Genomic DNA, 24,935 nt, shown 5'->3' on the forward strand with positions numbered 1-24,935 from the left:
AAGATCCAGGAGGGACGAGTGCTCACCCACCGGCGGCTACCACCGGACGAGTCTGCCTGAGGCCGACCCGCAACACTCATTAGGAGGGGCCCCTTATTAACCGCTGGAGCCGGCGGCTATCAGGTCGGCTGGGTGCGCAGGTACCGGCCGAAGTGCGGGACGGTGAAGGCGACCGTGCCCCGCTCGCCTGAGTAGATCAGCCCCTTCTTGATCAGCGCGTCTCGAGCCGGCGAGAGGCTGGCCGGCTTCCGGCCCAGCGCGCGGGCGATCTCCGCGGTGGGCACCGCCGCGTCCATGTCGTCCCGACCGTTCTCCTCCCCCTCGACCAGGGAGAGGGACGCCATGGCCCGCATGTACTCGCGCTCGGCCGGGGTAGCCCGTTCGAACCGGGAGCCGAAGAATCCGACGGCCAGTTCGGCCTCCGCCTCGGGCGCGGCAACCCGGACGTCGGCGGCAGTGATCGGCGAGCGCGGCGCGTGGTCCCAGGTGGCCTTGCCGTACGCCTGGACGAAGTAGGGGTAGCCGCCGGACTTCTCGTAGAGCAGGTCGAGGGCCTTCTGCTCGTACTCGACATCCTCCCGCTCGGCCGGCGCGCAGAGCGCCTGGTCGGCGGCGATCCGGTCCAGCCGGTCGATGCGCTGGTAGCGGAAGAGCCGCTCGGAGTACGACTTGGCGGCGCTGAGCACGGCCGGCAGGTGCGGCAGCCCGGCGCCGACGACGATCAGCGGCGCGCCGAGCTGGGACAATTCATGGCAGGCGGCGCAGAGCGCGGAGACGTCCTCCGGCCCGAGGTCCTGCATCTCGTCGATGAAGACGGCGATGCCGGTGCCCACGTCGGTGGCGACCGCCGCGGCATCGGTGAGCAGCTCGACCAGATCGATCTCGATGTCTCCGGAATCGGCGCGGCCGCTGACGGCCGGCACGTCGATGCCGGGCTGCCAGCGGTCGCGCAGCTTCGGCGCCGCCCCGCCGCGGCCGCTCGGCGTGGTGCGCTGGGCGAACGCTTTGAGTACGCCCAGGAAGCCGTCGATGCGGTCCGGGGCGCGGTGCCGGGGCGCCAACTCGCGTACCGCCATGTGTAGCGCGGCGGCGATCGGCCGGCGCAGCGACTGGTCGGGCCGGGCCTCGATCTTGCCGGTGCCCCAGAGGTGGTTGATCGCCTGCGAGCGGAGGGTGTTGAGCAGGACGGTCTTGCCGACCCCGCGCAGCCCGGTGAGCATCAGGCTGCGTTCGGGGCGGCCCCGGGCGATCCGCTCCAGCACCACGTCGAACACGTCCAACTCGCGCCCGCGCCCGGCGAGCTCGGGGGGACGCTGGCCGGCGCCGGGGGCGTAAGGGTTGCGGACCGGATCCACGAATCGCACAATATCGGGCCGTCTAGCGGGGAGGCTAGACATCCGTAGATGCGGCTACTGGCGTGTCGGGGCCGTCGAGGCAAAACTAGGGCTGTCTAGCCTGGACGCTAGACAGCCCTAGTTTCGGTTATCGGGTCAGCGCTTCTTGAGGCAGAGCACGAAGTCGAGCGAGTCCAACTCGCTGTCGAAGAAGTACCAGTCGGTGTAGCCGTCGACCTTGGCACACTTTGCCTCGGCATCCTTCCGGCCGCTGGTCGCACCGTCGATCCGGCGCAGCACCTGGTACGTCTTGGCGCCACACTCGCTGATCACCAGCTTCGGCTGGTCGGCCGCCCCCTCGTCGCGTAGGCACTGCCCCGCCTTTACGAAACGGGAATCAGTCGAAGGCGTCGAGGCCGGCTCCGTGGCAGCCGCGTCGGCCGGCTCGCTCGCCGGCGGGCTCGCATCGGTGTTCGACGAGGCCGGCGTACCGGTCCCGCCCGGTGCGGCCGGCTCGTCCCGACCGAAGAACCAGAACGCCCCGGCGCCGCCGAGCCCGAGCAGCATCAGCACCACCAGCACCGCGACCAGTGGACCCTTGCCGCGCTTCGGCGGGTTCGTTTCGGTGTACGGCCGGGTCGGTTCGGCGTAGCGCGGATTCGGTTCGGCGTACCCGGGGCTATGGCGTGGGTCGGGGGCGTAAGGGTCTGCCGGTCGTCGCCCGCCCCAGGGCTCCGGAGCGCCGCCGCCCGGTGGTCCGAAGTTCGCCATGAACATCCTCCTGGATACGCCGTTGCTGAGAGGCCGGCCACCAACGGGGGACGCCGACGCCCTGGTCACCGTAACGTGGTCGACCGATGCGTTCACGCCCCCCGAGTGCGATGCCAGCCGTCGCCCACGCCCCCACCGACGACTCCAGCTCGGCGCGTCTGACGCCGCGCAGCGACCTGGCGCCGTCGACCGCCCGTCCCGCGCTGGTCTGGACCGCGCTGCTCCTCGTCTACGTGCTTTGGGGCTCGACCTACCTGGGCATCCGGGTCGCGGTCGAGTCGCTGCCGCCGCTCACCTCCGCGGCGTTGCGGTTCGCCGCCGCCGCCGGAGTCCTCGCCCTGGTGCTGCGGTTCCGCAGGGGGCCGGGCGCGCTCCGCGTCGACCGGCGGCAACTCGGGTCCGCCGCCCTGGTCGGCTTGCTGCTGCTCGCCGGCGGCAACGGTCTCGTGGTGCTCGCCGAGTCCGGCCCGGCCGGCGTGGCACTGCCCTCCGGCATCGCCGCGCTGCTGGTGGCCACCGTCCCGCTGCTGGTCGTGCTGCTGCGTACGCTCGGCGGCGACCGGCCGCGGCCGTGGACCTTCGCCGGGGTGACCCTCGGCTTCGTCGGCCTCGTGCTGCTCGTACTCCCCGCCGACGGGCCGGGAAGCGTGCCGGTGGCCGGTGCGCTCACCGTGGTCGCCGGGGCCACCGCCTGGTCGGTCGGCTCGTTCCTCTCCGGGCGCATCCGGATGCCCGCCGACCCGTTCGTGGCCACCGTCTACGAGATGGCCGCCGGCGCGCTGGCGCTCACCGTGGTCGGCGCCGCGCGGGGCGAACTGGCCGACTTCTCCCCCGCCGAGGTGACCGGCCGTTCGTGGGCAGCGCTGGCCTATCTGATGGTGGCCGGCTCACTGGTCGCCTTCACCGCGTACGTCTGGCTGCTGCACCACGCCCCGATCTCCCTGGTCGCCACCTACGCGTACGTGAATCCGGTGGTTGCGGTGGCGCTCGGCGCGCTGGTCGCCGCGGAGCCGATCACCCATCAGGTGCTGCTCGGCGGCGCGGTGATCGTCGCCGGGGTGGCGGTGGTGGTGAGCACCGAGCGGCCCGGCAGATCGGCACCCGGCCGGGTCGACGGGGCGGCCCGGGAGGCGGCCCGTCGGTAACATCCGGGCTCGTGTCCGCCGGACTGGTGACCGTGGCCGCGCTGCTCGGCGCGCTGGCCGGCTGGGCCGCCGTTCCGCTCGCCCGCCGATTCACGGGCCACGTCGGCGGTTCCGCCGCGGCAGGCTCGCCCGGACGGATGCGCATTCGGCGCTGGGCGCTGATGGCGATCGGCGCGGTGCTGTTCGGTGGCCTTGCCGCCACCCGGGGCACCGATCCGGCGCTGCCGGCGTACCTGCTGATGGGAGCCGTCGGGTTGGTGCTCGCGGTGGTGGACCTGGCCTGTCTTCGGCTGCCCGATCCGCTGGTCGGCGCGGCCGCGCTGGGCGGCGGCCTCGGGCTGGTCGGCGCGGCGCTGGCGGCCGGTGCCCCGGGTCGCCTGCTGATGGCGCTGGCCGGGTCGGGCGTCTACCTCGCCGGCTACGTGCTGTTGGCGTTGCTGCCCGGTTCGCGGCTCGGCTTCGGCGACGTCAAGCTCGCCGCCGCGCTCGGCCTGCCGCTCGGCTGGTTGGGCTGGCCGGCGATGTGGCTCGGGCTGCTCCTGCCCCACCTGCTCAACGGCGTCGTGGTGCTCGGTCTGCTGACCGCCCGGCGGGTACGCCGGGACACTGTCCTGCCGTTCGGCCCGGCGCTGCTGGTCGGCGCCTGGCTCGCGGTGCTGCTCGCCTGAGCACCCGGGATCAGATCGCACCACATTCCACGCCGCACCACATCCCACGCCACGACGCATCCGGCGTGGTGCCGGGGCGTTAACAAGGGGCCCCTGCTATGCACGAGGCGTTAAGAAGGGGCCCCTCCTTTCAGATCAGGCGGAGTTGGCGGTCCTTGGGGCGGCGGGGTTCGGTCTCGCCGAAGCGCTCGAACAGGCCCGGGTCGATGACGTCGAGGAACGGGGACGGGCGGCAATCGCGCTCCGCGCCGTGCCGGCTGCGCCGGGCGGCGTGGCTGACGTACAGCCGGTCCTGGGCCCGGGTGAGGCCGACGAAGAAGAGCCGCCGCTCCTCGGCGACCGCGTCGTCGTCCGGCTCCGCTCCCGGCCAGCGCAGCGGCAGCAGGCCGTCCTCCGCGCCGACCAGGAAGACCACCGGGAACTCCAGCCCCTTGGCCGCGTGCAGGGTCAGCAGGGTGACCGCCTCGGCCCGCGGGTCAATGGCATCCACCTCCGCACCGGTGGCGAGCTGGGAGAGGAAGAGCCCGAGATCGTCGCCGCAGCGCCGAGCCAGCGGGGTGAGCAGGTCCACCGCGGTACGCACGTCCTCGGGGCGTAACGAGCTGGCGCCGTCGAGCGTCGGCACGGCGAAGCGGTCCGCCAGGATCTGCCCGGCCAGCCGGACGCGGGCGGGCAACGAGCCGTCGAGCCCGGCGTGCCGCAGCTCGCGGGCGATCGCCAGCACCCCGGGCCGGTCGCGCAGCCGGTCGTGCGAGCGCTTCTGCACCGGGATGTTGCCCCGGGCCAGGGCGTCCAGGATCGGAGCGGCCTGAGAGTCGGTGCGGTAGAGCACCGCGATGTCGGAGAACGACAGCGAGGTGGCCCGGCCGTCGATCCGGCCCGAGTCGAGCGAGCGGTGGGACAGGCCGCCGACCAGTTCGTCGATGGTGCGTACCACAAAGGCGGCCTCGTCGGCGACGGAAGCCGCGGCGTAGCGGCCGACCAGCGGGGCCTCCGGGTCGAGCCGGGCCGGGTCGAGTCGCCGGCCGCGGACCAGCGACGACGCCGCGATGGCCTGCACTGCGGCGGCCAGGATCGGGGCAGAGGAGCGGTAGTTGCGGTTCAGCCGGACCAGCCGGGCGTCGGTGAAATCCTGGGAGAAGCGCAGGAAGTAGCCGACGTCGGCGCCCCGGAACGAGTAGATCGCCTGGTCGGGGTCGCCGATCGCGCAGAGGTTGCCGTCGGCGGGGCTGAGCAGCCGCAGCAGCTCGTACTGGACGGCGTCGACGTCCTGGTACTCGTCGACGAAGATCCACTTCCAGCGCTCGCGGTACTCGCGGACCAGCTTCCGGTCGCCATTCAGCAGGGCGACCGGCAGGGTGAGCAGCTCGTCCAGGTCGACCAGGTCCCGCTTGCGCAGCAGCGCGGTGTAACGGTCGGCGTCGTCACCGGCCTCGGCGCGGGCGGCCGCCCGGTCGACCTCGTCCGCGATCCGGAAGTCCGCCGGCAGCCCGGCAGCCTCGGCGTTTTCCCGCAGGATGGTCAGCCCCAGCGAGTGGAACGTGCCGACCGTGACGTCCTCGGCCACCGGGCCGAGCAGCCCGTCCAGGCGGTGGCGCAGCTCCTCGGCCGCCCGCCGGGTGAAGGTGATCGCCAGACACTGGTCGGGGAAGACGTTCAACTCCGCGCAGAGGTACGCGATCCGGTGGGTCAGCGTACGGGTCTTTCCGGTGCCCGGACCGGCCACGATGAGCAGCGGGCCGCCCGGCGCGGAGGCGGCCACCCGCTGCATCGCGTCGAGCCGGTCCAGCAGGCCGGTGCCGACCTCCTCCATCCCGGCGAGCATCGGCTCGAACGGCTCGTGCGGGGAGGGTGCCGGCGCGATCGGTGGCGGAGGCGGCGGGGCCGGTTTCCGCTTCGGTTCCGCCTTGGCCGCTGCCCGGCCGGCGGCCTTCGGCTTCCGTGCTGGCGCTGCGGGCTTCCGCTGCGCGGGCAACGGTACGTCGAAGAGCGTGTCCTGCCCGCCGGACGGTCCGCCGCCCAACTCGGCCGGGTCGAAGAGGGTGATCACGCCGTACTCGCCGTCGTAGCCGGGGACGCGGCGCACCTCGCCCCGGCGCAGCCGGCCGATGCCCTCGGCGAGCAGCTCGCCGCCGACCCGGCCGATCTCGTCCAGCGGGGTGCTGGTGAGGATTTCCAGCTCCGGGCCGAGCGCCGCGATCAGCTCGTTGAGCTTGCCCTCGACCTTCTTCGAGCGCGCGCCCACCTTGTTGATCTCACCGAGGATCTCGGCCAGCGGCACCAGGTGGGTCACCTCGCGGGCGTGCGCCGGCCGGTGCCCCTCGGGCCGGTCGGCCAACTCCTCGACCCGGCTCAGTACGCCCACCGTCAGCGGCTTGCCGCACTCCGGGCACCGTCCCCCGGCCGCCCGGGTCCGCTCCGGCGACCAGTTGACGCCGCAGAGCCGGTGCCCGTCGGCGTGGTACTTGCCCTCTTCCGGGAAGAACTCGATGGTGCCGGCCAGCCCGTCCCCGGTCCGCAGCGCCGCACGGATGGCGAAGTAGTCGCGCGTCGAGTTGAACACCGTGGCCTCGCGGGCCAGTGCCGGCAGCGAGTGCGCGTCGGAGTTGGACACCAACTGGTAGCGGTCCAGGCCGCCGACCCGCCAGTTCATCGCCGGGTCGGAGGAGAGGCCGGTCTCTACCGCGAAGACGTGTTCGGCGAGGTCGGCGTAGCAGTCGGCGATCGCGTCGAAGCCGGACTTCGAACCCAGCGCCGAGAACCAGGGGGTCCAGATGTGCGCCGGCACCAGGTAGCCGTCGGGGCTGGCCTCCAGGGTGATCTCCAACAGATCCCGCGAGTCCAGCCCCAGGATCGGCCGGCCGTCCGAACCGAGGTTGCCGATCCGTCCCAGCGCGGCGTTGAACCGGGCCACCGCGTCCAGGTCCGGCAGGTAGATCAGGTGGTGTACCTTCCGGGTCCGGTCGTCCCGTTTGTAGATCGTGGAGATCTCCACGCTGAGCATGAATCGGACCGGGTCCGCCTCTGCCGCGTCGGCCAGCCGGGGCGGCAGTTGGCGGGCGACGTCCCGCTCCGCCTCGGGGCTGAGCCGGAACAGGCCGGGCTCGGCCGGGTGCAGCGTCTCGCGCAGGTGGTCGTACCAGGCGGGATGGGTGAAGTCGCCCGTGCCGAGCACGCCGAGGCCCTTGCGTCGGGCCCACCAAGCCAGGTTCGGCAGGGTCAGATCGCGGCTGCACGCGCGCGAGTACTTCGAGTGGATGTGCAGATCCGCGACGAACGGCGAAAGGCCACCGGGGGGTGCTGCGCTGAACGGAGGCACGCCGCATCCTGTCATGCTCGGTCCCCCGGCCGCCCGCCGCCACGCGTACTCGTGACCTGAGCAATTCGGTGCTGGACTACGCGACCCGTCCGCGCTATGGGGCGCGCAGCTCGACCAGAGTCACCTGCGGTGGCGCGCCGACCCGGACCGGCGGACCCCAGAAGCCGGCGCCGTTGGTCACGTAGACCTTGGTGCCGTCCACCTCGCCGAGGCCGGAGACCACCGGCTGCTGAAGCCCGACCAGCAGGTTGAACGGTGCCATCTGGCCGCCGTGGGTGTGCCCGGAGAGCTGCAGGTCCACGCCGAACTTCGCCGCCTCGTGCGCGGCCACCGGCTGGTGGGCCAGCAGCACCACCGGGCGGCTCGGGTCCCGGTCGCCGAGGGCGGCGGCGTAGTCGGCGGGGGCGGCCAGGCCGGTGCCGGCGGCGCTCACGTCGTTTACTCCGGCCAGGTCCAGCACGCCGCCCCGGGCGTGGATCTCCTGGCGCTCGTTCTGGAGCACCCGCAGGCCGAGCCGGTCCACCTCGCGGACCCACTCCTCTACCCCCGAGTAGTACTCGTGGTTGCCGGTGACGAAGAAGCTGCCGTACCGGGACCGCAGGTCACGCAGCGGCTCCGCCGCCTCGCCCAGCTCGGCCACCGAGCCGTCGACCAGATCGCCGACCACCGCCACCAGGTCGGCGTCGAGCCGATTGATCATCGCCACGATCCGCTCGGTGTGTGCGCGACCGCGCAGCGGCCCGAGATGGATGTCAGAGACGGTGGCGATCCGTAGCCCGTCCATGCTGCGGGGCAGCTTGGCCAGCGGGATTCGCACCCGGTCCAGCTGCGGCGGGCCCATCGCGGTGCGGACGCCGTACCCCGTGACCCCGGCAGCGGTGAGCCCGGCGAAGATCGCTGCCCCCCGGGCGAGCAGCAGCCGCCGGGACAGGTCGTGGTCCGGCCGCGTGGCGGCGGGATCCTCGGCCGGCCGCGTGGCGGCGGGGTGCTCGGCCGGCGGTCCGGCGGCGTTGGCGGAGTCGCCCGCTGCGACAAGGACCGGCTCCGGCGCGGCGGTGGTGGGCTCGGCGCGCTGGGCCTGCCGGCGAAGCACCAGCTTCGCCACCGCCCTCGGCACCTCCAACACCAGCAGCAGCACCAGCAGGTAGAACATCAGGGCCACCCAGATGAAGCCGGGCCAGGCCAGGAAGTGGATGCCGGCGCGGCTCGTGCCCATCGTGGCCGGCACCAGCAGCGCCAGCAGCAGCACGGCGATGCCGCCGATCCTCCGCCGGCGCCCCGGGACCGTGGTGTCAAGAACCAGGCGTTTCCACAGGTAGAGGTGGATCAGGACGAGGGCGAGCAGGACGAAGCCGATGAATGCCACGAACACGGGGGGCCTCCCTTATCCGCCCGCGAACGGCGGCAGCACGTCGACGGTCACCCCGGCCGGCAGCGGGGCCTGACGATCGTGGCAGGCCACGCCGTCGATCAGGAAACTTGCCGCCTTCAGCACGGTGGCCAGCCGGTCGCCGTGCCGTGCGGCCAACTCGTCGACAAGCGCGTCGAGCGACCGGCCGGCGGACGCGGTCTCCTCGGTGCGGCCGGCGGCGGCACGCGCACCGGCGAAGTAGCGGACGGTGAGTTGCATCGATCAGCCTCCGATCGCCGACATCGGGCGGGCGGGTTGCAGGAAAGCCGGGTCGTCGATGCCGTGCCCGGCCCGCTTGCCCCACATCGCCCCACGCCAACGCCGGGCCAGCTCGGCGTCGTCCGCCCCGGCGCGCAGCGCGCTGCGCAGGTCGGACTCCTCGGTGGCGAAGAGGCACGCGCGGACCTGGCCGTCGGCGGTGAGCCGGGTCCGGTCGCAGTCGCCGCAGAACGGGCGGGTCACGCTGCCGATCACCCCGACCCGGGCCGGGCCGCCGTCCACCAGCCAGGTCTCGGCCGGCGCCGCACCCCGCTCGCCCGGGTCCTCGCGCAGGTCGAAATCGGCGCGTAGGGCGGCGAGGATCTGCTCGGCGGTGACCATCGCGGCGCGGTCCCAGCCGTGCTGGGCGTCCAGCGGCATCTGCTCGATGAAGCGCAGCTCGTAGCCGTGAGCCAGGGCGAACCGGAGCAGCGCGGGTGCCTCGTCGTCGTTGACCCCGCGCATCAGCACCGCGTTGACCTTGACCGGGGCGAGCCCGGCCGCCGCCGCACCGGCCAGCCCGGCGAGCACGTCAGCCAGCCTGTCCCGCCGGGTCAGCTCGGTGAACCGGGCCCGGTCCAGGGTGTCCAGCGACACGTTCACCCGGTCGAGGCCGGCGGCCCGCAGGGCGGGCGCGAGGCGGGCCAGCCCGAGGCCGTTGGTGGTCATCGAGATCCGGGGCCGGGGCGCCAGCCCGGCCACCGCCGACACGATGCCGACCAGGCCCGGGCGGATCAGCGGCTCCCCGCCGGTGAAGCGGACCTCGGTGACGCCGAGCCGGCGCACCGCGACCTGGATCAGCCGGACGATCTCGTCGTCCGTGAGCAGCTGCGGCCCGGCCAGCCAGGGCAGCCCCTCGGCCGGCATGCAGTAGGTGCAGCGCAGGTTGCACTTGTCGGTCAACGAAACCCGCAGGTCCCGGGCGACGCGGCCGTAGCGGTCGACGAGGACCCCGTCGGTCGTCGTCGGGGCGGCGGTCACCTGTCGACCGTAACGTGTCCGGCGCCCCGCAGCGCGGCGCGGGCCGCGGCGGCCACCGCCTCCGCGTACGCCCCGCCGAAGAGCGCGGTGTGCACCAGCAGCAGCTGGAGCTGGTGCAGCGGCACCCGCTCCCGCCAGCCGTCCGTCAGCGGCCACACCTCCTGATAGGCGGCGAGAATCCGGTCGAGGTGCGGTGCGCCGCCGAAGAGCGCGAGCTGGGCCAGGTCCGTCTCGCGGTGCCCGCCGTGCGCGGCCGGATCGACCAGCCACACCCGGTCGTCGACCCCCCAGAGCAGGTTGCCCGGCCAGAGGTCGCCGTGGAGCCGGGCCGGCGGCTCGTCGCCGCCGACCTCGCCGATCCGGTCGATCAGCTTGCCAACCAGGTCGGCCTCCGCACTCGCGAGCGCGCCGTTGTCGACCGACATTCGCAGGTACGGCAGCAGCCGCCGGCGGGCGAACCAATCCGGCCACGGGCCCCGGTCCGGCGTGTTGTCCTGCGGCAGCGCGCCGATGAATCCGGCCCACTCGGCGCCGAACGCGGATGCCCCGGCCCGATGTAGACCGGCCAGCTCGCGCCCGAACCGCTCGGCTGCCGCCGGCGTCGGCTCGTCGGGGTCGACCCAGTCGAGCGCCAGCAGCTCCGGCAGCGCCACGATCACCTCCGGTACGGCGACCGTGCCCGCCTCGCGCAGCCAGCGCAGCCCGGCCGCCTCGGCGGCGAAGAAGCTCTCGGGTGCCGGGTGCCCCGCGTGCTCGGGCCAGGTCTTGGCGAAGATCGAGTGCCCGTCGTCGAGGGTGAGCCGGGACGCGGCGCAGCTGTCCCCACCGGAGACCGGCGTCTCCCGGATCCGCTGATGGGTCAGGAAGGCCGGCAGGTGCTCCGGGTGCGCTCGCAGGTATGCCAGGTCCATGAGCGCAAGGTAGCCGGTCCGACCGACATCCGTGGTTCGTGCGTCGTTCCGGCACCGGACCGTACGACGCTGACCAGCATCAATACTCTCCGTATCTGTGGATGAACCGCGTGTCGTCCACAGGGTCTGTCGAGCCGAGGGCCGTCGGCGCACGCTGCCGGCATGACTTCGATCGACCAGCCCCGGCTCGCCGTCCGCTCACCCGCCGACCTCATCGCCGCCGTGCCGTACCTGCTCGGCTTCCACCCCGCCGACAGCGTGGTCGTGGTGGCGTTGCGCGGCCGCCGGGTCGTCTTCGCCGCCCGGGGCGACCTGCCCGAGCCGGGCGCCGACCCACGGCCCGCCGCCCGGCATCTCGCGCAGGTCGTCGCCCGCCAGGATGCCGAGTCCGCCACCGTGATCGGCTACGGCCCGGCCGCCCGGGTGACCGGAGCGGTCGACGCGGTCGGCGGGGCGCTGGACGCCTCCGGGCTCGTCGTGCTCGACGCGCTGCGGGTGACTGATGGGCGCTGGTGGTCCTACCTCTGCACCGAGCCGGAGTGCTGTCCGCTCGACGGCACCCCGTACGACCCGGTGTCCAGCGAGGTCAGCGCGGCGGCCGTCTTCGCCGGCCAGGTGGCCCTGCCCGACCGGGCCGCGCTGACCGCGCAGGTGTCCCCGTTCGACGGGCCGGTCCGGGTCGCCATGCACCAGGCCACCGTTCGGGCCCGGCGCCGCCTCACCGAGCTGACCGAGGAGGCGGCCGAGACCGCAATGGTCGGCGGCCGGTCCGTCCGCTCGGCCGGGGTGGCGGCGGTGCGCGGCGCGTTACGCCGCCACCGGCGCGGCGAGCGACTGGGAGACGACGAGGTGGCCTGGCTGACCGTGCTCCTCACCCACCTTCCGGTGCGCGACCACGCCTGGGAGCGGACCGACGGGCGGGACACCGACATCAGCCTCTGGACGGAGGTGCTGCGCCGGGCCGAGCCGGAGCTGATCGCCGCTCCGGGCAGTCTCCTCGCCTTCGCCGCCTGGCGGGCAGGGCAGGGTGCCCTGGCCGCGGTGGCCCTGGAACGGGTGCTCGCCGCGCACCCCGACTATTCGCTCGCGCTGCTCCTGGACGACATGCTCCGCCGCGGGCTGCCCCCGTCCGAGCTGGACGGCTGGCCCGCAGCAGATCCCCCCGAGGTGATCCGCCGCCGGCCCCGCCGGCCCCGCCGGCCCCGCCGAGCCCGTCGACCTAGTTCGTGATCCGCTGCGCGCCCGCGTAGACGTTCATCGTCCGGCCGCGCAGGAAACCGACCAGGGTCATCCCCGCCTCCTCGGCCAGCTCGGCCGCGAGGGTGCTGGGTGCCGAGACCGCCGCCAGCAGCGGCACGCCGGCCATCCACGCCTTCTGGGTCAGCTCGAAGCTGGCCCGGCCGGAGACCAGCAGCACGTGCCCGACCAGCGGCAGCCGGCGTTCCCGGACCGCCCAGCCGACCACCTTGTCCACCGCGTTGTGCCGGCCGACGTCCTCGCGCAGCACGACCAGCTCGCCGTCGGCGCTGAACAGGCCGGCGGCGTGCAGGCCGCCGGTCCGGTCGAAGGCACGCTGCGCCGCGCGCAGCCGGTCCGGCAGGGCGGCCAGCAGCTCCGCGGTCACCGCGAGCGCGTCGTCCCGCACGGCGAACCGCGACCGGGTGCGTACGGCGTCGATGCTGGCCTTGCCGCACACCCCGCACGAGCTGGTCGTGTAGAAGTTGCGGGCCGGGTCGGTGACGGGCTCCGGCACGCCCGGGGCCAGCACCACGTCGACCACGTTGTAGGTGTTCGGCGTCTCCGCCCCGGCACAGAGCTGCGCGGTGTGCACGTCGTCAGCCGAGCGGATCAGCCCCTCGGTGAGCAGGAACCCGATCGCCAGATCGAGGTCGTCACCGGGGGTACGCATGGTCACCGCAAGCGGCCCGCGCCGGCCAGGGCCCGCCGGCCCGACCCGGATCTCCAGCGGCTCCTCCACCGCCAGGGTGTCCGGCCGCCGTACCCGCGCCCGCCCGTCGGCCGCCGCGTCAAGGTCGATCCGGAGCACCCCACGCCGATCAGTCGCCCGTCCCATCCCGCCATCCTGCCCCGCGCTCAACGCCAACATCGTGCTCGATCCTGGAATTTGTGGTGTCACGGCGACTACGAGGCCACCACTTCCTGGATCGAGCACGATCTCAGGCAGGCGCCGGGAACGCTACGGTGGCCCGGTGACGTACGCGGCGATCGTGCTCTCAGGGGGCGCGGCCCGGCGGATGGGCGGGGTGGACAAGCCGGCGCGCCCGGTCGGCGGCCGGCCAATGCTGCACCGGGTGCTGGCCGCGGTCGCCGACGCCGCGCCGCGGATCGTGGTCGGCCCGGCCGGCCCGCTCCCCGACGGCGTACTCATGACCCGGGAGGCACCGCCCGGCGGCGGCCCGGTCGCCGCCACCGCCGCCGGGCTGGCCCGGCTCGCCCCCGGTACGACCGTCGTCGCCCTGCTCGCGGGGGATCTGCCGCTGCTGAGCCCGGCGGCGGTGGCCGACCTGCGGCGCGCGCTCCAAGGACCGGGCGGCGGCCCGGGAAGCGGCCCGCATCGGCCGGTCGACGGTGCTGCACCCTTCGCCGCCGATGTCGCCTGCTACGTGGACGGTGACGGCCGCCGGCAGCAGCTCTGCGCGGTGTGGCGGGTGGCCGCGTTGCGGGCTGCCGTCGACCGGTTGGCCGTCGAGCGGGGCGGCACGGTCGACGGGGCACCGGTACGCGGGCTGCTGGCCGGTGCGGACGTAAGGGAGGTGACGTGGTCCGGGTTCGGGCCGCCGCCCTGGTTCGACTGCGACACTGACGAGGACGTACGCCGGGCCGAGGAGTGGACACGATGACGGTGATGGACGACTGGGTCACGGCGGCCTGCGCCGAGCTGGGGATCGACCCGGGCGAGGTGTCGGTGCCGGTTGTGCTCGACCTGGCGAAGGACGTGGCCCACCAGGTGCTGCGTCCGGGCGCGCCGGTCACCGCGTACCTGTTGGGGGTGGCCGTGGGGCGGGGGGCCGACCCGGCTGCGACGGCCGCTCGGCTCAGCGAGCTGGCCGGCTCCTGGCCGGTCGAGCTGGACGGGACCGGGCCAGCCGCGTAGCTCGTCCGGGCGCGCTGTCCGATCCCGGTCCGGCGTGATCCGTCGGTCACGGCCCGTGGGTAGGGTGGCGGTGACGGACGGAGGCGATCATGACGGCAGAACACCCCTCGATGCCGGCCGACGAGCCGGCTGGCGCCATATCGGATCAGTACGAGTCGATCCTGCTGGATGAGCCGACCACGGCCGACCTCCGCGCAAAGGTGACCGAGGCCTGGCGGGAGTTCGCGAAGGCGCTGGCCGACCGCCTGCGCGTACTGCCCGCCGGCGCACACCTGGAGCTGACCCTCGACCCCACCGCCTCCGGCACCGGGGACGCCGTCTATTCGATCGGCGTCGACGTCGTCGAGGAGGGCCGACTGTCGGCGCGGGCGGTCGGCAACGCCATGCTGCCGCCGGGCTACCGGCTGGACCGGGCCGCGGTGGCCGACATGATCGCGCTCGGCTGGTCCCCGCCCGGGGTGGTGGAGGGTTCCGGCGACCAGTTCGGCCTGGACTGCGCGGTCGCGGAGGCGAGCCGGCTGGCGGCCGTGCTGTCCCGGACCCTCCGGGACGTCTACGGCGCCCCGCACCCCGCCTTCCTGGTCTACCTCGCGCAGGACGCCGAGGGGGAGCCGCTGCCGGTGGAACCGCTGGGCACCGCCCGCAGCGAGTTCGGCCCGGACCGGGACGTGGCGGCCGAGCTGGACGAGGCGCTGGCCGACGCCGCGCGTGGCCACGCCGACGACAACGTGCTCGCGTTGGCGGAACGGGTGCGTACGGTCGTCTCCACCATGCTCAGGGCAAAGTCGGACCAGCTGCAGGTCGACTCGGACGGCGACATCAGCATCCGCGCCGGCTCGGCGATGGTCTTCGTCCGGGTACGGGACAATCCGCCCCTGGTCGACGTCTTCTCTCCGGTGCTCACCGAGATCGAGCCGACCGAGCGCCTCTACGTCAAGCTCTCCGAGTTGACCAATCGGATGCCGATCGGCCGCCTTTACTGCGCGGACGGCACGGTCTGGGCGTCGATCCCGGTCTTCGGCCGCAACTTTCAGCCCTCGCATCTGATGCTCGCCGTGCAGGTGATGACCGGTCTGGCCGACGAACTGGACGACCGGCTGCACGGCGAGTTCGGCGGGAAGCGCTTCTTCGGCGATGACCAGTCGTCCCGGGCCCAACCGGACCACCGCACCGGCATGTACCTCTGAGGCCCACGGGCCGGGCCGCGCCCACCCGCGCCGGGATCAGTGGAGGTCGAGGAGGGTCTTGCCGATCGTGGCACGGGACTCGATGGCGGCGTGCGCGTCGGCGGCCTTCTCCAGCGGGAAGCGTTGTCCGATCAACGGCCGGAGCCGCCCGGCAGCTGCCTCGGCGAGTGCCTGTTCGGCGAACGCCCGCAGCTGCGCCGGTGCGGCGGACGGCCGGAGCAGGGTGACTCCGCGCGTCGCCGCGAGTTCGACGGGAAGGTCCGCCCAGGTGCCGCTGGCCAGCCCGAAGCTGAGCATCCGTCCACCCGCGCCGAGCAGGTCGAACGCGTCGCGGGCGACCTGCCCGCCCACCCCGTCGAAGACCACGTCCACCCCGCCGGTGGCCGTACGCACCCGGTCGGTCCAGTCCGGCTGCCGGTAGTCCACCACCGCGTCGAGGCCGCGCTCGCGCAGCAGCGCCACCTTCCGCGTACCTCCGGCGGCCGCGAGGACCCGGGCGCCGGCCGCCGCCGCGAGCTGCGTCAGCAGGGTGCCGACGCCGCCCGCCGCCGCCTCGACCAGGACCCGGTCGCCGGGACGCGGCCCGGCCGCGTGCACCAACATGGTGGCGGTACGACCGTCGGCGAGCAACGCGACCGCCTCGTCCAGCGGTAGCCCCGGCGGCACCTCGATCGGTGCGTCCCGGTCGACGACCACCCGTTCGGCGTACCCGCCCGAACCACCGGTCCCGGTCACCACCCGGCGCCCGACCAGCTCCGGCTCGACGTCGGCGCCGACGGCGGTGATCACGCCGCCCACCCCGTTGCCGGGAATCAACGGCGGCGTGGCCGGGAAGGGCCCGAAGCCGGTGGCCCGGAACATGGTCTCCACGAAGGTGAGGTTGGCGTGCGCCACGTCGATGAGCACCTGACCCGGACCGGGCACCGGATCGGGCGCGGGCCCCGGCACCAACACCTCCGGACCTCCGAACTCCCGTAACCACACCGCGCGCACATGTCCCCCTTCCGACGACCGGTCCCCAGCCAACAACCTGAAGCCGGGTGGAGGTCAACCCCTCAGGGGCAGCCAGCCGAGGCGGCGGCCGGTGGCCGGGTCGGTGACCCGCAGCCCCGCCTCCGACACGGTCCAGAGTTCCCCGTCGACCAGCAGGGACCGGAGAACTTGACCGTTACCGTGGCCGACCGTGCCCACCTCGGTGATGCTTCCGCCGCCGACGGTGAGCAGCCGGATCGCGCCGCTGTCCAGCGGCAGCGCCAGCAGCCCGGTCGCCGATTCGAAGAGGAAGGCGTGCGGGTCGAACTCGACCGTCGACATGCTCTCGGGCACGTGGTAGCGGGCCAGCCGGGCGGGTCGGGCCGGATCGTGGACGTCGAAGAGGGAGACCTGCAGGCCCAGTGCCCGGCCCCGGCCGTCGGCCTCCTGCCCGACCCCGAGCAGCCGCCCCCCGGGAACCGGGTGCAGGTAGGACGACCAGCCGGTGATTTTCAACTCGCCGGTGACCCGGGGCGCGGCCGGGTCGGTCAGGTCCAGCGCGTACAGCGGGTCGGTCTGTCGGAAGGTGACCACGTAACCGGTCTCGCCGAGGAAACGCACCGAGTAGATCTGCTCGCCCCGGCCCAGGCCGGTGACCACACCCTTCTGGGTCAGCCGATCGCCTTGACGGGCGAGCACGTGGACGGACGACTCGCTGGTCGTGCCCCCCGCGGTCTCCCGGGTGGTGGCCACCCGCAGGTGCCCCTGCCACTCGGAGAGGGCGTACTGGTTGACGGGCCTGCCGGGGACGCTGCCGGCCGCGACGTAGCGAGGGCGTCCGGGACCGCCGATGTCGAACTGGTAGATCTCGGTCCACCCGGCCTCGGGCCGCCACGGCCGATCCCACCGGTGCGGGCCGGGGCTGGCCTCGCCGGCCAGGTAGAGGCTGTCCGACGTGCCGTACACCAGTTCGGCGTCGGAGGCGATGCTGACCGGCTCGCCGTCGCCGAGCCGGCCGGTGGCGAGATCGAAGGTGAGCACGGTCAGCAGGGCGATACCGGTGGAGGTGGCCGGCCGACTCAGCTGGTCGCAGCCGACCCGGCCGACGTGCCGCACGCCGTCGGCGGTCCACTCGTACCGGGGCAGCCAGGCGTCCAGGCCGGCCTTCGCGATCACCGCACGGTTGGTCGCGGCCCGCTCGGCGTCGGTGGCCCGCTCGTCGTACGGGAAGGAGAGCCGCGGCTCCGAGCGGACGACCACCCGGGCGGTCGATCCGGTCAGCCGCGCGTCGAGCAGGCCGCCCTCGATCCGGTACGTCCCGACGATCCTCGGCGGCCCGGCCAGGTCGACCAGGAGCAGCTGGGGCCCGTTGTCGTCCCCGGGCCGGCCCGGTAAGTGGCCCACCCGCAGCACGGGTGACCGCACCAGCACCAGCGCCCGATCGCCGTGCAGGAGCAGGTCGTTGTCGGGCCACCACCGGTCCCGGTCCGCCCCGGCGAGGTCGACCCGGCCGGTCTCCCGCCGGGTCGCCGGATCCACCACCCGCAGCACCCCGCCCGCGACCGTGACGATCCGCCGTCCGTCGGTCTTCACCAGGTCCGGCTCGTCGGCGCCCGGCTCGTGATTGTTGGTGGCGGAGTAAGCCGGCGCGGCGCCAGTGGCGTTCTCCAATCCCGCGACGGCGGTGCCCTGTGCCAGCATCGCCCTTCGGAGGTCGACGGTGCGCCGCCAGCCCGGCCCGAAGCCCCATGGGCCGACGGCGGCGGTGGCGGCCCCCCGCAGCCCGGCCAGCGCCTCGGCGCACGAGTCGTACGAGATGAGCCGGAACGCGGCGGGCGGCGGCGGCCCGGGCGGGTTCGGTGCGGACGCTGCCGGCGCGATGGAGCTGCCGCTCAGCAGGGCCAGGGCGAGCAGGCCGGACACCCCGGCGACGGCGGTTACGGGTCGCATGTCCGCTTCGACGCCGGATCGCCCGGACCGGTTCCCGGCCGCGAGCGCCGTCCGGAGCACGCGGCCGGAGCGGTTCAAAGTCCGGACGGGCCGACGCCGGGGGACTCGACCAGCCGGGAGAGGACAATGGTGCTGCGGGACGAGGTGACGAAGGATTCGGCCCGGAGCCGCTCGAGCGCCTCCTCCAGGTGGGCGATGTCGGCGGCCCGCAGGTGCACCAGCGCGTCCGCCTCCCCGGAGACGGTGTACGCGCCGACTACCTCGGGGTGCCGGCGCACGGCGACCCCGATCTGCGCCGGCGTGGTCCGGCCCGCGCAGAAGAGCTCGACGAAGGCCTCGGTGGTCCAGCCGACGGCGGCCGGGTCGACGACCGCGGTGAACCCCCGGATGACCCCGGATGATCGAAGTCGGTCGACGCGTCGTTTGACCGCGGGGGCGGAGAGTGACACCCGCGTGCCGATGTCCGCGTACGAAGCGCGGGCGTCTGCCACGAGTAGTGCAATGATTCGCTGGTCAATCGCGTCGATCTGCAACGTTCCGCCTCTGGCAAGCAATAGTTGTGGCTGTTACCAAAGTTGTACCGTACCTACTCTTGGTGATCGTGAACCAGCAGCGAGTCCCGCGAAAGCGGACATATCTCATGTGCTCTCCCGACCACTTCACGGTCGAGTACGCGATCAACCCGTGGATGGACGTGACCGCGCCGGTCGACGCGGAGCTGGCGGTCAAGCAGTGGGACCGCCTGCGGGAGACCCTCGTCGGTCTCGGCCACGAGGTGCACCTGCTCGCGCCCGAGCAGGGCCTGCCGGACATGGTCTTCGCGGCCAACGGCGCCTTCGTGGTGGACGGCACGGTCTACGGCGCGCAGTTCAAGTACGAGCAGCGGACCGCCGAGGCCGCCGCGCACCGCGCCTTCTACGAGAGGAACGGCTGGCGGTTCGTCGCGCCGAGCGAGACCAACGAGGGCGAGGGCGACTTCGCGTACCTGCCGGACGCGCACGGCGGCCTGATCCTCGCCGGCCACGGCTTCCGCACCGAGCTGGCGGCGCACGCCGAGGCGCAGGAGGCGCTCGGCCGCCCGGTGATCTCGCTGCGCCTGGTCGACCCGCGCTTCTACCACCTGGACGTGGCGCTCGCCTCGATCGATGACGAGAATGTCGTTTACTACCCGGGCGCCTTCTCGGCGGCGAGTCAGAAGATCCTCGCCCAGCTCTTCCCGAACGCGGTGATCGCCGACGACGAGGACGCTCTGACCTTCGGCCTGAACCTGGTCAGCGACGGGCTCAACGTCGTGCTGAACACCGAAGCGACCCGGCTGGCCGGAAAGCTCAAGGCGGTCGGGTACAACCCGGTCCCGGTCGAGCTGGCCGAGCTGAAGAAGGGCGGCGGCAGCGTGAAGTGCTGCATCGCCGAGCTGCGGCACTGACCCCTGCCGAACACGCCGCGGGCGGCCTTCCCATGAAGGAGGCCGCCCCCGTGCGGTGCACGGACCGGGTCAGCCCAGTGTGGCCAGCTCGGAGACCACGACGTTCGACAGCAGCCGGCCGTCGAGCTGGACCCGGCGCAGGTACCACTTCTGCTGCGGGGTGCGCGGCTGGTTGAACTGCCAGGGCCCGCGCGGGCTGTCGATCTGGCCGATCTTGCCGAGCGCCAGGTTGACCGCCTGCGGAGTCGGGTTCGCCCCGACCAGCCGGATCGCCTTGTCCAGCACTTGGGCGGCGTCGTACGAGGCCATCGCGTAGGTGGTCGGGGTGACGTTGTGCGTCTTCCGGTACGCCGAGGCGAACACCCGGTTGGCGCTGTTGTTGAGGTCGGCCGAGTAGTTCAGCGCGGTGTGGATGCCGTACTTCTCGATCAGCGTCCGCACCTCGCCGCCCCCCCGGTCGTCGAGCTGGCCCAGCACAGCGCCCTCCGTGAGGAAGCCGGGCGCGTAGATCGGGCCCCGGTAGCCCTCGTCGTAGAGCTGCTTGATGAAGGTCGTCGCGGCCGCGCCGGTGTAGTGACAGAAGATCACCTGCGGCTTGCGAGTCAGCGCCTTACGGATCGTGGCGGAGTATGCGCCCTTGCCCGGGTTGGGCAGGTCGGCAGTGTAGACGAAGTCGTTGATCCGGCGGCCGCCCTGCTCGTAGCCCCGCCGGAGGCCCTCGATGATGTCCCGGCTGCCGGTCTTCGGCGCGAAGACGGTGATCCGGGTCGACTCGTCCTTGAGCGTCTGGCGCAGGTAGTGGCCGAGCGCCTCACCCGGCTCGCTGAGCACGTACGACGTGCGCCAGATGTAGACGACGCTCTGCAGGCTGATCGGGGAGCCGTTGGAGCCGACCAGCGGAACCCGGGCCTGCTCGATGGCGTTCCGAATGCCGAACATGACGGTGGGGCTGACCACGCCGGTGAGCGCGACCACGTTCTCCTTGAGGAGCTGGTCGACGGCCGCCTGGCCGGTCTTGGCGCTGTCGCCCTCCTCGGCCGTCACCAGGGTCACCGGGTGTCCGCCGAGCTGTTGGTCGTTGAGGCTGAGGAAGAGCTGGAAGCCGTTGGTGATCTCTTCCCCGATGGTCTTGTTCGGGCCGCTGGTCGGCACGATGAGCCCGATCTTGACCAGGCTGCCGGGCGTGGTGCCGTCGGAGTCGGAGCCGCAGCCCGTCGCCAGCCCGGTGGCACCCAGCGCGGCCAGCAGTTGAAGAGCCCGCCTGCGGTTCATCTGCGACACCGACTTCCTTCCCCTAAAGGGCTGACAGGGCAGACGCCCCTCCGGCGTTCTACCGGCTTGGCGACGTTGCGTCAATGGCCGGAAGATCATCGTGCAGGAACCGCAACGCATCGACCACCCGGGGCCAAGCCGCCGAGTCGGGGGCAATAAGGCCGTAGTGCTCGCATTCGGGCAGCTCAATCAGGGCGGCGGGGGCGCCGGCGGCCTGGGCGGCGGCCACCCAGGAGCGGCTCATCGCAACCGGCACCTGACGATCGAGGGCGCCATGCATTACCACTGTCCGTACTTGAATCGCCACGGAGGCGGATGGATCGGCGGCCGCGTACCGCTCGGGGAACTGGGCCGGGCCGCCGCCGAGCAGCGCGGCGACCGCGCCCCCGTCCAGGTCCAGCCGGTACGCCTCGGCGAGGTCCGCGACCGGCGCCAGTGCGAGCACGCCGCCGACCGTGGCCGGGGCGTTCGTGGCCACGTGCAGGGCCAGGTGCCCACCGGCGGAGTGCCCGACCAGGATCGGCGGCGCCGATGCCACCAGCCCGGGAAACGCGGCGGCGGCCAGCCCGGGGAGCGCGGCGACCCCGGCCAGCACGTCGGTGAGGGTGTTCGGCCATCCCCCGCCGGGCTGGCCGGTGCGCCGATACTCGACCTGGGCGACCGGATGACCGAGCGCCGCCAGCGCGGCGGCCATCGGGCCGGTGTGGGTGCGGTCGTACTCGGCGCGCCAGAAGCCGCCGTGCACCACGACCACCAGCCGCCGGGCCGGCCCGCCGCCGACCGGTCGGCGCAGATCGGCAAGCTGCTCCGGATGGTCGCCATAGGCGACCGTGATGTCCGGCGGCGGGGCCGGTCGGGTCAGCACGGCGCGCGGGTCTGTGGACATGGCCGTGACGGTAGCGCGCCCCCGGCCGGGGTGATTCGGGCCCCGGGGCCGGTCCCGGGTCGTGCAAGAGGCAGCGGCTGGGTAAAGATGGGTGCCATGACCGAAGCGAGCTCCGCCCGACAGAACGACGAACAGGACAACGACGGCATCCCTGGCACCGTGGTAGTGGTCGGGCCGGACGGTCGACCGGTCGGCACGATGCAGACCGAGGAGGGGCAGGGCGAGGACCCGACCCGCCTGGTGGAGCAGCCGGCCAAGGTGATGCGGATCGGCAGCATGATCAAGCAGCTGCTGGAGGAGGTCAAGGCGGCCCCCCTCGACGACGCCAGCCGGTACCGGATGCGAGAGATCCACGAGCGGTCGATCGTTGAGCTGAAGGAGGGCCTCGCCCCCGAGCTGCGCGAGGAGCTGGAACGGATCTCGCTGCCCTTCACGGAGGACAAGGCACCCAGCGAGAGCGAACTGCGGATCGCCCACGCCCAGTTGGTCGGCTGGCTGGAAGGGCTGTTCCACGGCATCCAGGCCGCCCTGGTCGCCCAGCAGATGGCCGCCCGGGTGCAGCTCGAGCAGATGCGTTCCGGTCGGGCCGCACTGCCCAGCGGTCCCGGCGGGATGACCCCCGGCATGCCGGGCATGCCGCCGACCAACGAGGGGCACGCCCCGGGCCAGTACCTCTGACAGCCGGGGCGCGTCCGCGCCCCGGCCTGCGGCAACTCCCGCTCAGCCCGCCCCGAAGATCTGCTCCAGGTACGCCGCCACGCCGTCCTCGGCGTTCGAGCCGGTCACCTCGTCCGCGATCTCCAGCACGGCCGGGTGAGCGTTGGCGACCGCCACCGCCCGCCCGGCCCAGGTCAGCATCGGCACGTCGTTCGGCATGTCCCCGAACGCCAGCACCTCCCGCTCGTCGATCCCGAGCCGAGTGGCGTACCAAGCCAGGCCTGCCGCCTTGGTCACGCCCGCGGCGGAGATCTCCACCAGCCCGCTGTAGGACGAGTGGGTCGCCTCGGCCAGCCCCTCCAGCGCCCCGGCCACCACCCGCACGAACGCGTCCGGGTCCTGCTCGCCGGCCCGGGCCAGCAGCTTGACTGCCGGGACGGCGAGCAGCTCCTCCGGCGACTCGATGGCCCGGATCGCGTCGGTGTCGGCGTCCCAGCGGAGTGGGTAGTGCGCCTCGTGCCGCATCTGCCGGCTGTCCACGATCTCCACCGCGAAGCTGACCCCGGGCACCTGAGCCCGCAGCCGCCGGGCCACCTCGGCGAGCAGCTCGGGAGCGAGCGGGTCGGCGCGGAGTACCTCGTCGGCGACCGGGTCGTACACCACCGCCCCGTTGGCGCAGACCGCCGGCAGGGGCTCGGCGAGCTGCTCGAACACGAGCGGGAGCCAGCGGATGGGACGGCCGGTGACCAGCACTACCGGCGTGCCCGCCGCGGCGATCCGGGCCAGCAGCCCGGCGGTGCGCGGGCTGAGCGTCCGGTCATCGCGAAGCAGTGTGCCGTCGATGTCGGTCGCGACCAGCCGAGGTATTTCTCCCATCACCGGGAGAGTAGTCGGTCCAGGTAGATCGCCACTCCGTCGTCGTCGTTGCGCAGGGTGATCTCGTCGGCCGCCGCGCGGACCTCCGGGTGGGCGTTGGCGACCGCCACCCGCGCCCAGCCCGCCCAGGCGAACATCGGCAGGTCGTTCGGCTGGTCTCCGAAGACCAGCACCTCCGCCGGGTCGACGCCGAGCCGCTCGGCCACCACGCTCAGCCCGGTGGATTTGTCCACCCCGGGCGGGCAGATCTCGATGAAGCCGAGCCCGGCCTGGGTGAGCGTGGCCAGCTCCGGCGGAACGATCTGGCGGGCCACCGCCAGCAGTTCGTCCACGTGGTGGTCGGCGGTCCGGGCGAACGCCTTGATCACATCGCCGGAGAGACACTCCGTACGGCTGCGCGCCTCGAACCGGTCCTGGTACGGCCAGCTCGCGTGGTAGTCGCCCCAGAGCGGTGCATCGTGCTTGTCGGATGCCTCCACCATCACGGTCAGTGGGCCGACGGCGGCTTCCAGGGCGGCGAGCAGCTCGGCGAGCACCTCGCCGGAAAGCCGTTCGTCGCGGAGCACCAGCGGCCCCTCCGGGTCGCTCTGGTCGACCACCCGTCCCCCGCCGGCCATCACCAGGAAGTCGGCGGCGCGGATGTCATTGCGGGTCAACTCGGTCAGGCGCGGTCCGCGACCGGTCGCGCCGACCACCGGGATCCCCGCGGCCCGGACCCGGTCGAGCACCTGGTGGGTGAAGGCCGAGACGGTCTCGTCGCTGCGGACGAGCGTGCCGTCGAGGTCGGTGGCGATCAGCTTGGGCAGCCCCGGGCGGGTCATGGTTCCTCCTTCGCCCGCCGCCGTCGCGTCAGCCGTCAGATCGTCGGTGCCTCGGCCCACGACCGGCGGGCAGCAACCGTATCTCGCGGAACAGGTCGCAACCATGGCTTTTTGGCGAATCGGGCACCAACCCGGGGCGGCTGTTCGATGTCCGGCCGCGCCCCGGCTCAGCGTGGCGGTTCGGGACGGGCGAACGGCGTGGTGGGCTCGACCGTCAGGTCGGCCGGCGCGGGCGGTAGGTCGTCCTCGTCCGAGCGGCGTCGACCCCATGCCGCCCGGTCGTGGTCCGGTGACACCGTTGCGGCCTCGCCGTCCGGGTCGCGTCGCCCGCCGCTTCCTCGCCCGGACAGGTAGAGGCCGGCCGCGAGCAGCACGGTGGCCACGAAGGCGGTGACCAGCCCGCGCCCGCGGTCGACCTGGAATCCTTCCTCCGAGGCGTAGAAGAAGAGCCGCTGGTCCGAGGGGCCCAGCGACAGGACGGTGCCGGTCAGCATGGCGAGCATCGCGGCCGCGAGGCCGAGACCCGCCATCCGGGCGTTCTGCCGCACCGGGCCGGTGCCGCGCAGGGCGAGCGCGACCGCGCAGGCCAGGCCGAGCAGCCCCACCAGGTAGGCGATCCCGAAGCCGCCCACCTCGGCCACCCCGCTCGGCATCCGGATGGTGGTGGTTCCCTCCGGGCCGCTGTTCGGGACCGTCACCACGACCCACTCGCCGACCAGCGAGGCGACGGCGGCCACCGCGCCGAGGCCGGCCAGCACCGGCGGCAGCCGGCGGTCCCGCGTCAGCCCGGCCAGCGAATGGCCGACTCGGCCGGGCGGTGCGGCTTCGACGTCACCCCACTCCACCACGGTCATACCGTCTGACCGGTCGTCCTGTCTGGGGATCGAAAGATCGGGGGACATGGGCCACCCTTCCGCGTCGGCGGGCCTGCGTCGAATCATGACACAGACGACACCCGGCGACAGGTACGGCGAG

At 73.2% G+C, this 24,935-nt stretch carries 24 protein-coding genes; 8 read left to right on the forward strand and 16 right to left on the reverse strand.

Annotation, left to right across the window (positions count from 1 at the left end):
* Positions 1–119: 119 nt before the first annotated feature.
* Both ABZ671_RS23920 and ABZ671_RS23925 read right to left on the reverse strand, forming a co-directional pair.
* Positions 120–1,355: an ATP-binding protein gene (locus ABZ671_RS23920; protein WP_357861961.1), complete on the reverse strand. Its 1,236-nt coding sequence runs from the start codon at positions 1,353–1,355 to the stop codon at positions 120–122.
* Between the two features lie 135 nt (positions 1,356–1,490).
* Positions 1,491–2,105 (reverse strand): hypothetical protein, encoded by a 615-nt coding sequence (locus ABZ671_RS23925; protein ID WP_357861963.1) that lies wholly within the window; start codon positions 2,103–2,105, stop codon positions 1,491–1,493.
* 86 nt (positions 2,106–2,191) lie between these two features.
* Between ABZ671_RS23925 and ABZ671_RS23930 the strand changes: the two genes are divergently transcribed.
* Positions 2,192–3,250: an EamA family transporter gene (locus tag ABZ671_RS23930; RefSeq protein WP_357861965.1), complete on the forward strand. Its 1,059-nt coding sequence runs from the start codon at positions 2,192–2,194 to the stop codon at positions 3,248–3,250.
* 11 nt (positions 3,251–3,261) lie between these two features.
* A complete protein-coding gene (locus ABZ671_RS23935; protein ID WP_357861967.1) occupies positions 3,262–3,918 on the forward strand; it encodes an A24 family peptidase in 657 nt (218 codons plus the stop codon).
* Between the two features lie 130 nt (positions 3,919–4,048).
* On the opposite strand, the gene ABZ671_RS23940 is transcribed toward ABZ671_RS23935, so the two are convergent.
* From ABZ671_RS23940 to ABZ671_RS23960, 5 genes are all read right to left on the reverse strand, one after another.
* The gene (locus tag ABZ671_RS23940; protein WP_357861969.1) at positions 4,049–7,237 is read right to left on the reverse strand and encodes a UvrD-helicase domain-containing protein; all 3,189 of its coding nucleotides are present in this window, start codon (positions 7,235–7,237) and stop codon (positions 4,049–4,051) included.
* 94 nt (positions 7,238–7,331) lie between these two features.
* Positions 7,332–8,609, reverse strand: a complete 1,278-nt coding sequence (locus ABZ671_RS23945) for a metallophosphoesterase (protein WP_357861971.1) — start codon at positions 8,607–8,609, stop codon at positions 7,332–7,334.
* 12 nt (positions 8,610–8,621) lie between these two features.
* Positions 8,622–8,867, reverse strand: a complete 246-nt coding sequence (locus ABZ671_RS23950) for a MoaD/ThiS family protein (protein WP_357861973.1) — start codon at positions 8,865–8,867, stop codon at positions 8,622–8,624.
* Between the two features lie 3 nt (positions 8,868–8,870).
* Positions 8,871–9,887 (reverse strand): GTP 3',8-cyclase MoaA, encoded by a 1,017-nt coding sequence (gene moaA / locus ABZ671_RS23955; RefSeq protein WP_357861975.1) that lies wholly within the window; start codon positions 9,885–9,887, stop codon positions 8,871–8,873.
* The gene (locus ABZ671_RS23960; RefSeq protein WP_357861977.1) at positions 9,884–10,798 is read right to left on the reverse strand and encodes a fructosamine kinase family protein; all 915 of its coding nucleotides are present in this window, start codon (positions 10,796–10,798) and stop codon (positions 9,884–9,886) included. Before ABZ671_RS23960 ends, moaA begins: the two co-directional genes overlap by 4 nt.
* A gap of 162 nt (positions 10,799–10,960) precedes the next feature.
* On the opposite strand from ABZ671_RS23960, the gene ABZ671_RS23965 reads away from it, so the two are divergent.
* Positions 10,961–12,028 carry a DUF4192 domain-containing protein gene (locus ABZ671_RS23965; RefSeq protein ID WP_357861979.1) on the forward strand — a complete coding sequence of 356 codons (1,068 nt, stop codon included), beginning with the start codon at positions 10,961–10,963 and terminating at the stop codon, positions 12,026–12,028.
* Here ABZ671_RS23965 and fdhD read toward each other — a convergent pair.
* The gene (gene fdhD / locus ABZ671_RS23970; protein ID WP_357861981.1) at positions 12,018–12,872 is read right to left on the reverse strand and encodes a formate dehydrogenase accessory sulfurtransferase FdhD; all 855 of its coding nucleotides are present in this window, start codon (positions 12,870–12,872) and stop codon (positions 12,018–12,020) included. The genes ABZ671_RS23965 and fdhD overlap by 11 nt on opposite strands.
* 136 nt (positions 12,873–13,008) lie before the next feature.
* On the opposite strand from fdhD, the gene ABZ671_RS23975 reads away from it, so the two are divergent.
* The 3 genes from ABZ671_RS23975 to ABZ671_RS23985 all read left to right on the forward strand — a co-directional run bounded on the left by ABZ671_RS23975 (position 13,009) and on the right by ABZ671_RS23985 (position 15,100).
* On the forward strand, positions 13,009–13,659 hold the full coding sequence (locus ABZ671_RS23975; RefSeq protein WP_357861983.1) for a molybdenum cofactor guanylyltransferase: 651 nt from the start codon (positions 13,009–13,011) through the stop codon (positions 13,657–13,659).
* The gene (locus tag ABZ671_RS23980) at positions 13,656–13,913 is read left to right on the forward strand and encodes a DUF6457 domain-containing protein (RefSeq protein ID WP_357861985.1); all 258 of its coding nucleotides are present in this window, start codon (positions 13,656–13,658) and stop codon (positions 13,911–13,913) included. Before ABZ671_RS23975 ends, ABZ671_RS23980 begins: the two co-directional genes overlap by 4 nt.
* Before the next feature lie 89 nt (positions 13,914–14,002).
* Complete coding sequence (locus ABZ671_RS23985; RefSeq protein ID WP_357861987.1) at positions 14,003–15,100, forward strand: hypothetical protein; 1,098 nt, start codon at positions 14,003–14,005, stop codon at positions 15,098–15,100.
* Between the two features lie 36 nt (positions 15,101–15,136).
* Here ABZ671_RS23985 and ABZ671_RS23990 read toward each other — a convergent pair whose 3' ends face one another.
* The 3 genes from ABZ671_RS23990 to ABZ671_RS24000 all read right to left on the reverse strand — a co-directional run bounded on the left by ABZ671_RS23990 (position 15,137) and on the right by ABZ671_RS24000 (position 18,555).
* The gene (locus tag ABZ671_RS23990; RefSeq protein ID WP_357861990.1) at positions 15,137–16,054 is read right to left on the reverse strand and encodes a zinc-binding dehydrogenase; all 918 of its coding nucleotides are present in this window, start codon (positions 16,052–16,054) and stop codon (positions 15,137–15,139) included.
* Positions 16,055–16,147: 93 nt separating this feature from the next.
* On the reverse strand, positions 16,148–18,022 hold the full coding sequence (locus ABZ671_RS23995) for a beta-propeller domain-containing protein (RefSeq protein WP_357861992.1): 1,875 nt from the start codon (positions 18,020–18,022) through the stop codon (positions 16,148–16,150).
* A gap of 74 nt (positions 18,023–18,096) precedes the next feature.
* Entirely contained in the window at positions 18,097–18,555 is a 459-nt protein-coding gene (locus tag ABZ671_RS24000) for an Lrp/AsnC family transcriptional regulator (RefSeq protein WP_357861995.1), read from the reverse strand.
* 59 nt (positions 18,556–18,614) lie between these two features.
* Here ABZ671_RS24000 and ddaH point away from each other — a divergent pair, with 59 nt between their 5' ends.
* On the forward strand, positions 18,615–19,448 hold the full coding sequence (gene ddaH / locus ABZ671_RS24005; RefSeq protein ID WP_357861997.1) for a dimethylargininase: 834 nt from the start codon (positions 18,615–18,617) through the stop codon (positions 19,446–19,448).
* A gap of 69 nt (positions 19,449–19,517) precedes the next feature.
* Here the strand turns inward: ddaH and ABZ671_RS24010 are convergent, their stop codons facing one another.
* Positions 19,518–20,729 (reverse strand): ABC transporter substrate-binding protein, encoded by a 1,212-nt coding sequence (locus ABZ671_RS24010; protein ID WP_357861999.1) that lies wholly within the window; start codon positions 20,727–20,729, stop codon positions 19,518–19,520.
* Between the two features lie 49 nt (positions 20,730–20,778).
* Positions 20,779–21,606, reverse strand: coding sequence for an alpha/beta hydrolase (locus tag ABZ671_RS24015; RefSeq protein WP_357862001.1), 828 nt, complete (start codon positions 21,604–21,606; stop codon positions 20,779–20,781).
* A gap of 87 nt (positions 21,607–21,693) precedes the next feature.
* On the opposite strand from ABZ671_RS24015, the gene ABZ671_RS24020 reads away from it, so the two are divergent.
* Complete coding sequence (locus ABZ671_RS24020) at positions 21,694–22,284, forward strand: bacterial proteasome activator family protein (protein WP_357862003.1); 591 nt, start codon at positions 21,694–21,696, stop codon at positions 22,282–22,284.
* 42 nt (positions 22,285–22,326) lie between these two features.
* Here ABZ671_RS24020 and ABZ671_RS24025 read toward each other — a convergent pair whose 3' ends face one another.
* From ABZ671_RS24025 to ABZ671_RS24035, 3 genes are all read right to left on the reverse strand, one after another.
* Positions 22,327–23,139: an HAD family hydrolase gene (locus tag ABZ671_RS24025; protein ID WP_357862005.1), complete on the reverse strand. Its 813-nt coding sequence runs from the start codon at positions 23,137–23,139 to the stop codon at positions 22,327–22,329.
* A complete protein-coding gene (locus tag ABZ671_RS24030; protein WP_357862007.1) occupies positions 23,139–23,960 on the reverse strand; it encodes an HAD family hydrolase in 822 nt (273 codons plus the stop codon). Before ABZ671_RS24030 ends, ABZ671_RS24025 begins: the two co-directional genes overlap by 1 nt.
* Positions 23,961–24,127: 167 nt before the next feature.
* Positions 24,128–24,862, reverse strand: a complete 735-nt coding sequence (locus ABZ671_RS24035; RefSeq protein WP_357862009.1) for a hypothetical protein — start codon at positions 24,860–24,862, stop codon at positions 24,128–24,130.
* Positions 24,863–24,935: the final 73 nt, after the last annotated feature.

The sequence above is a fragment of the Micromonospora sp. NPDC006766 genome, from assembly GCF_040636055.1.
Taxonomy (GTDB): domain Bacteria; phylum Actinomycetota; class Actinomycetes; order Mycobacteriales; family Micromonosporaceae; genus Micromonospora.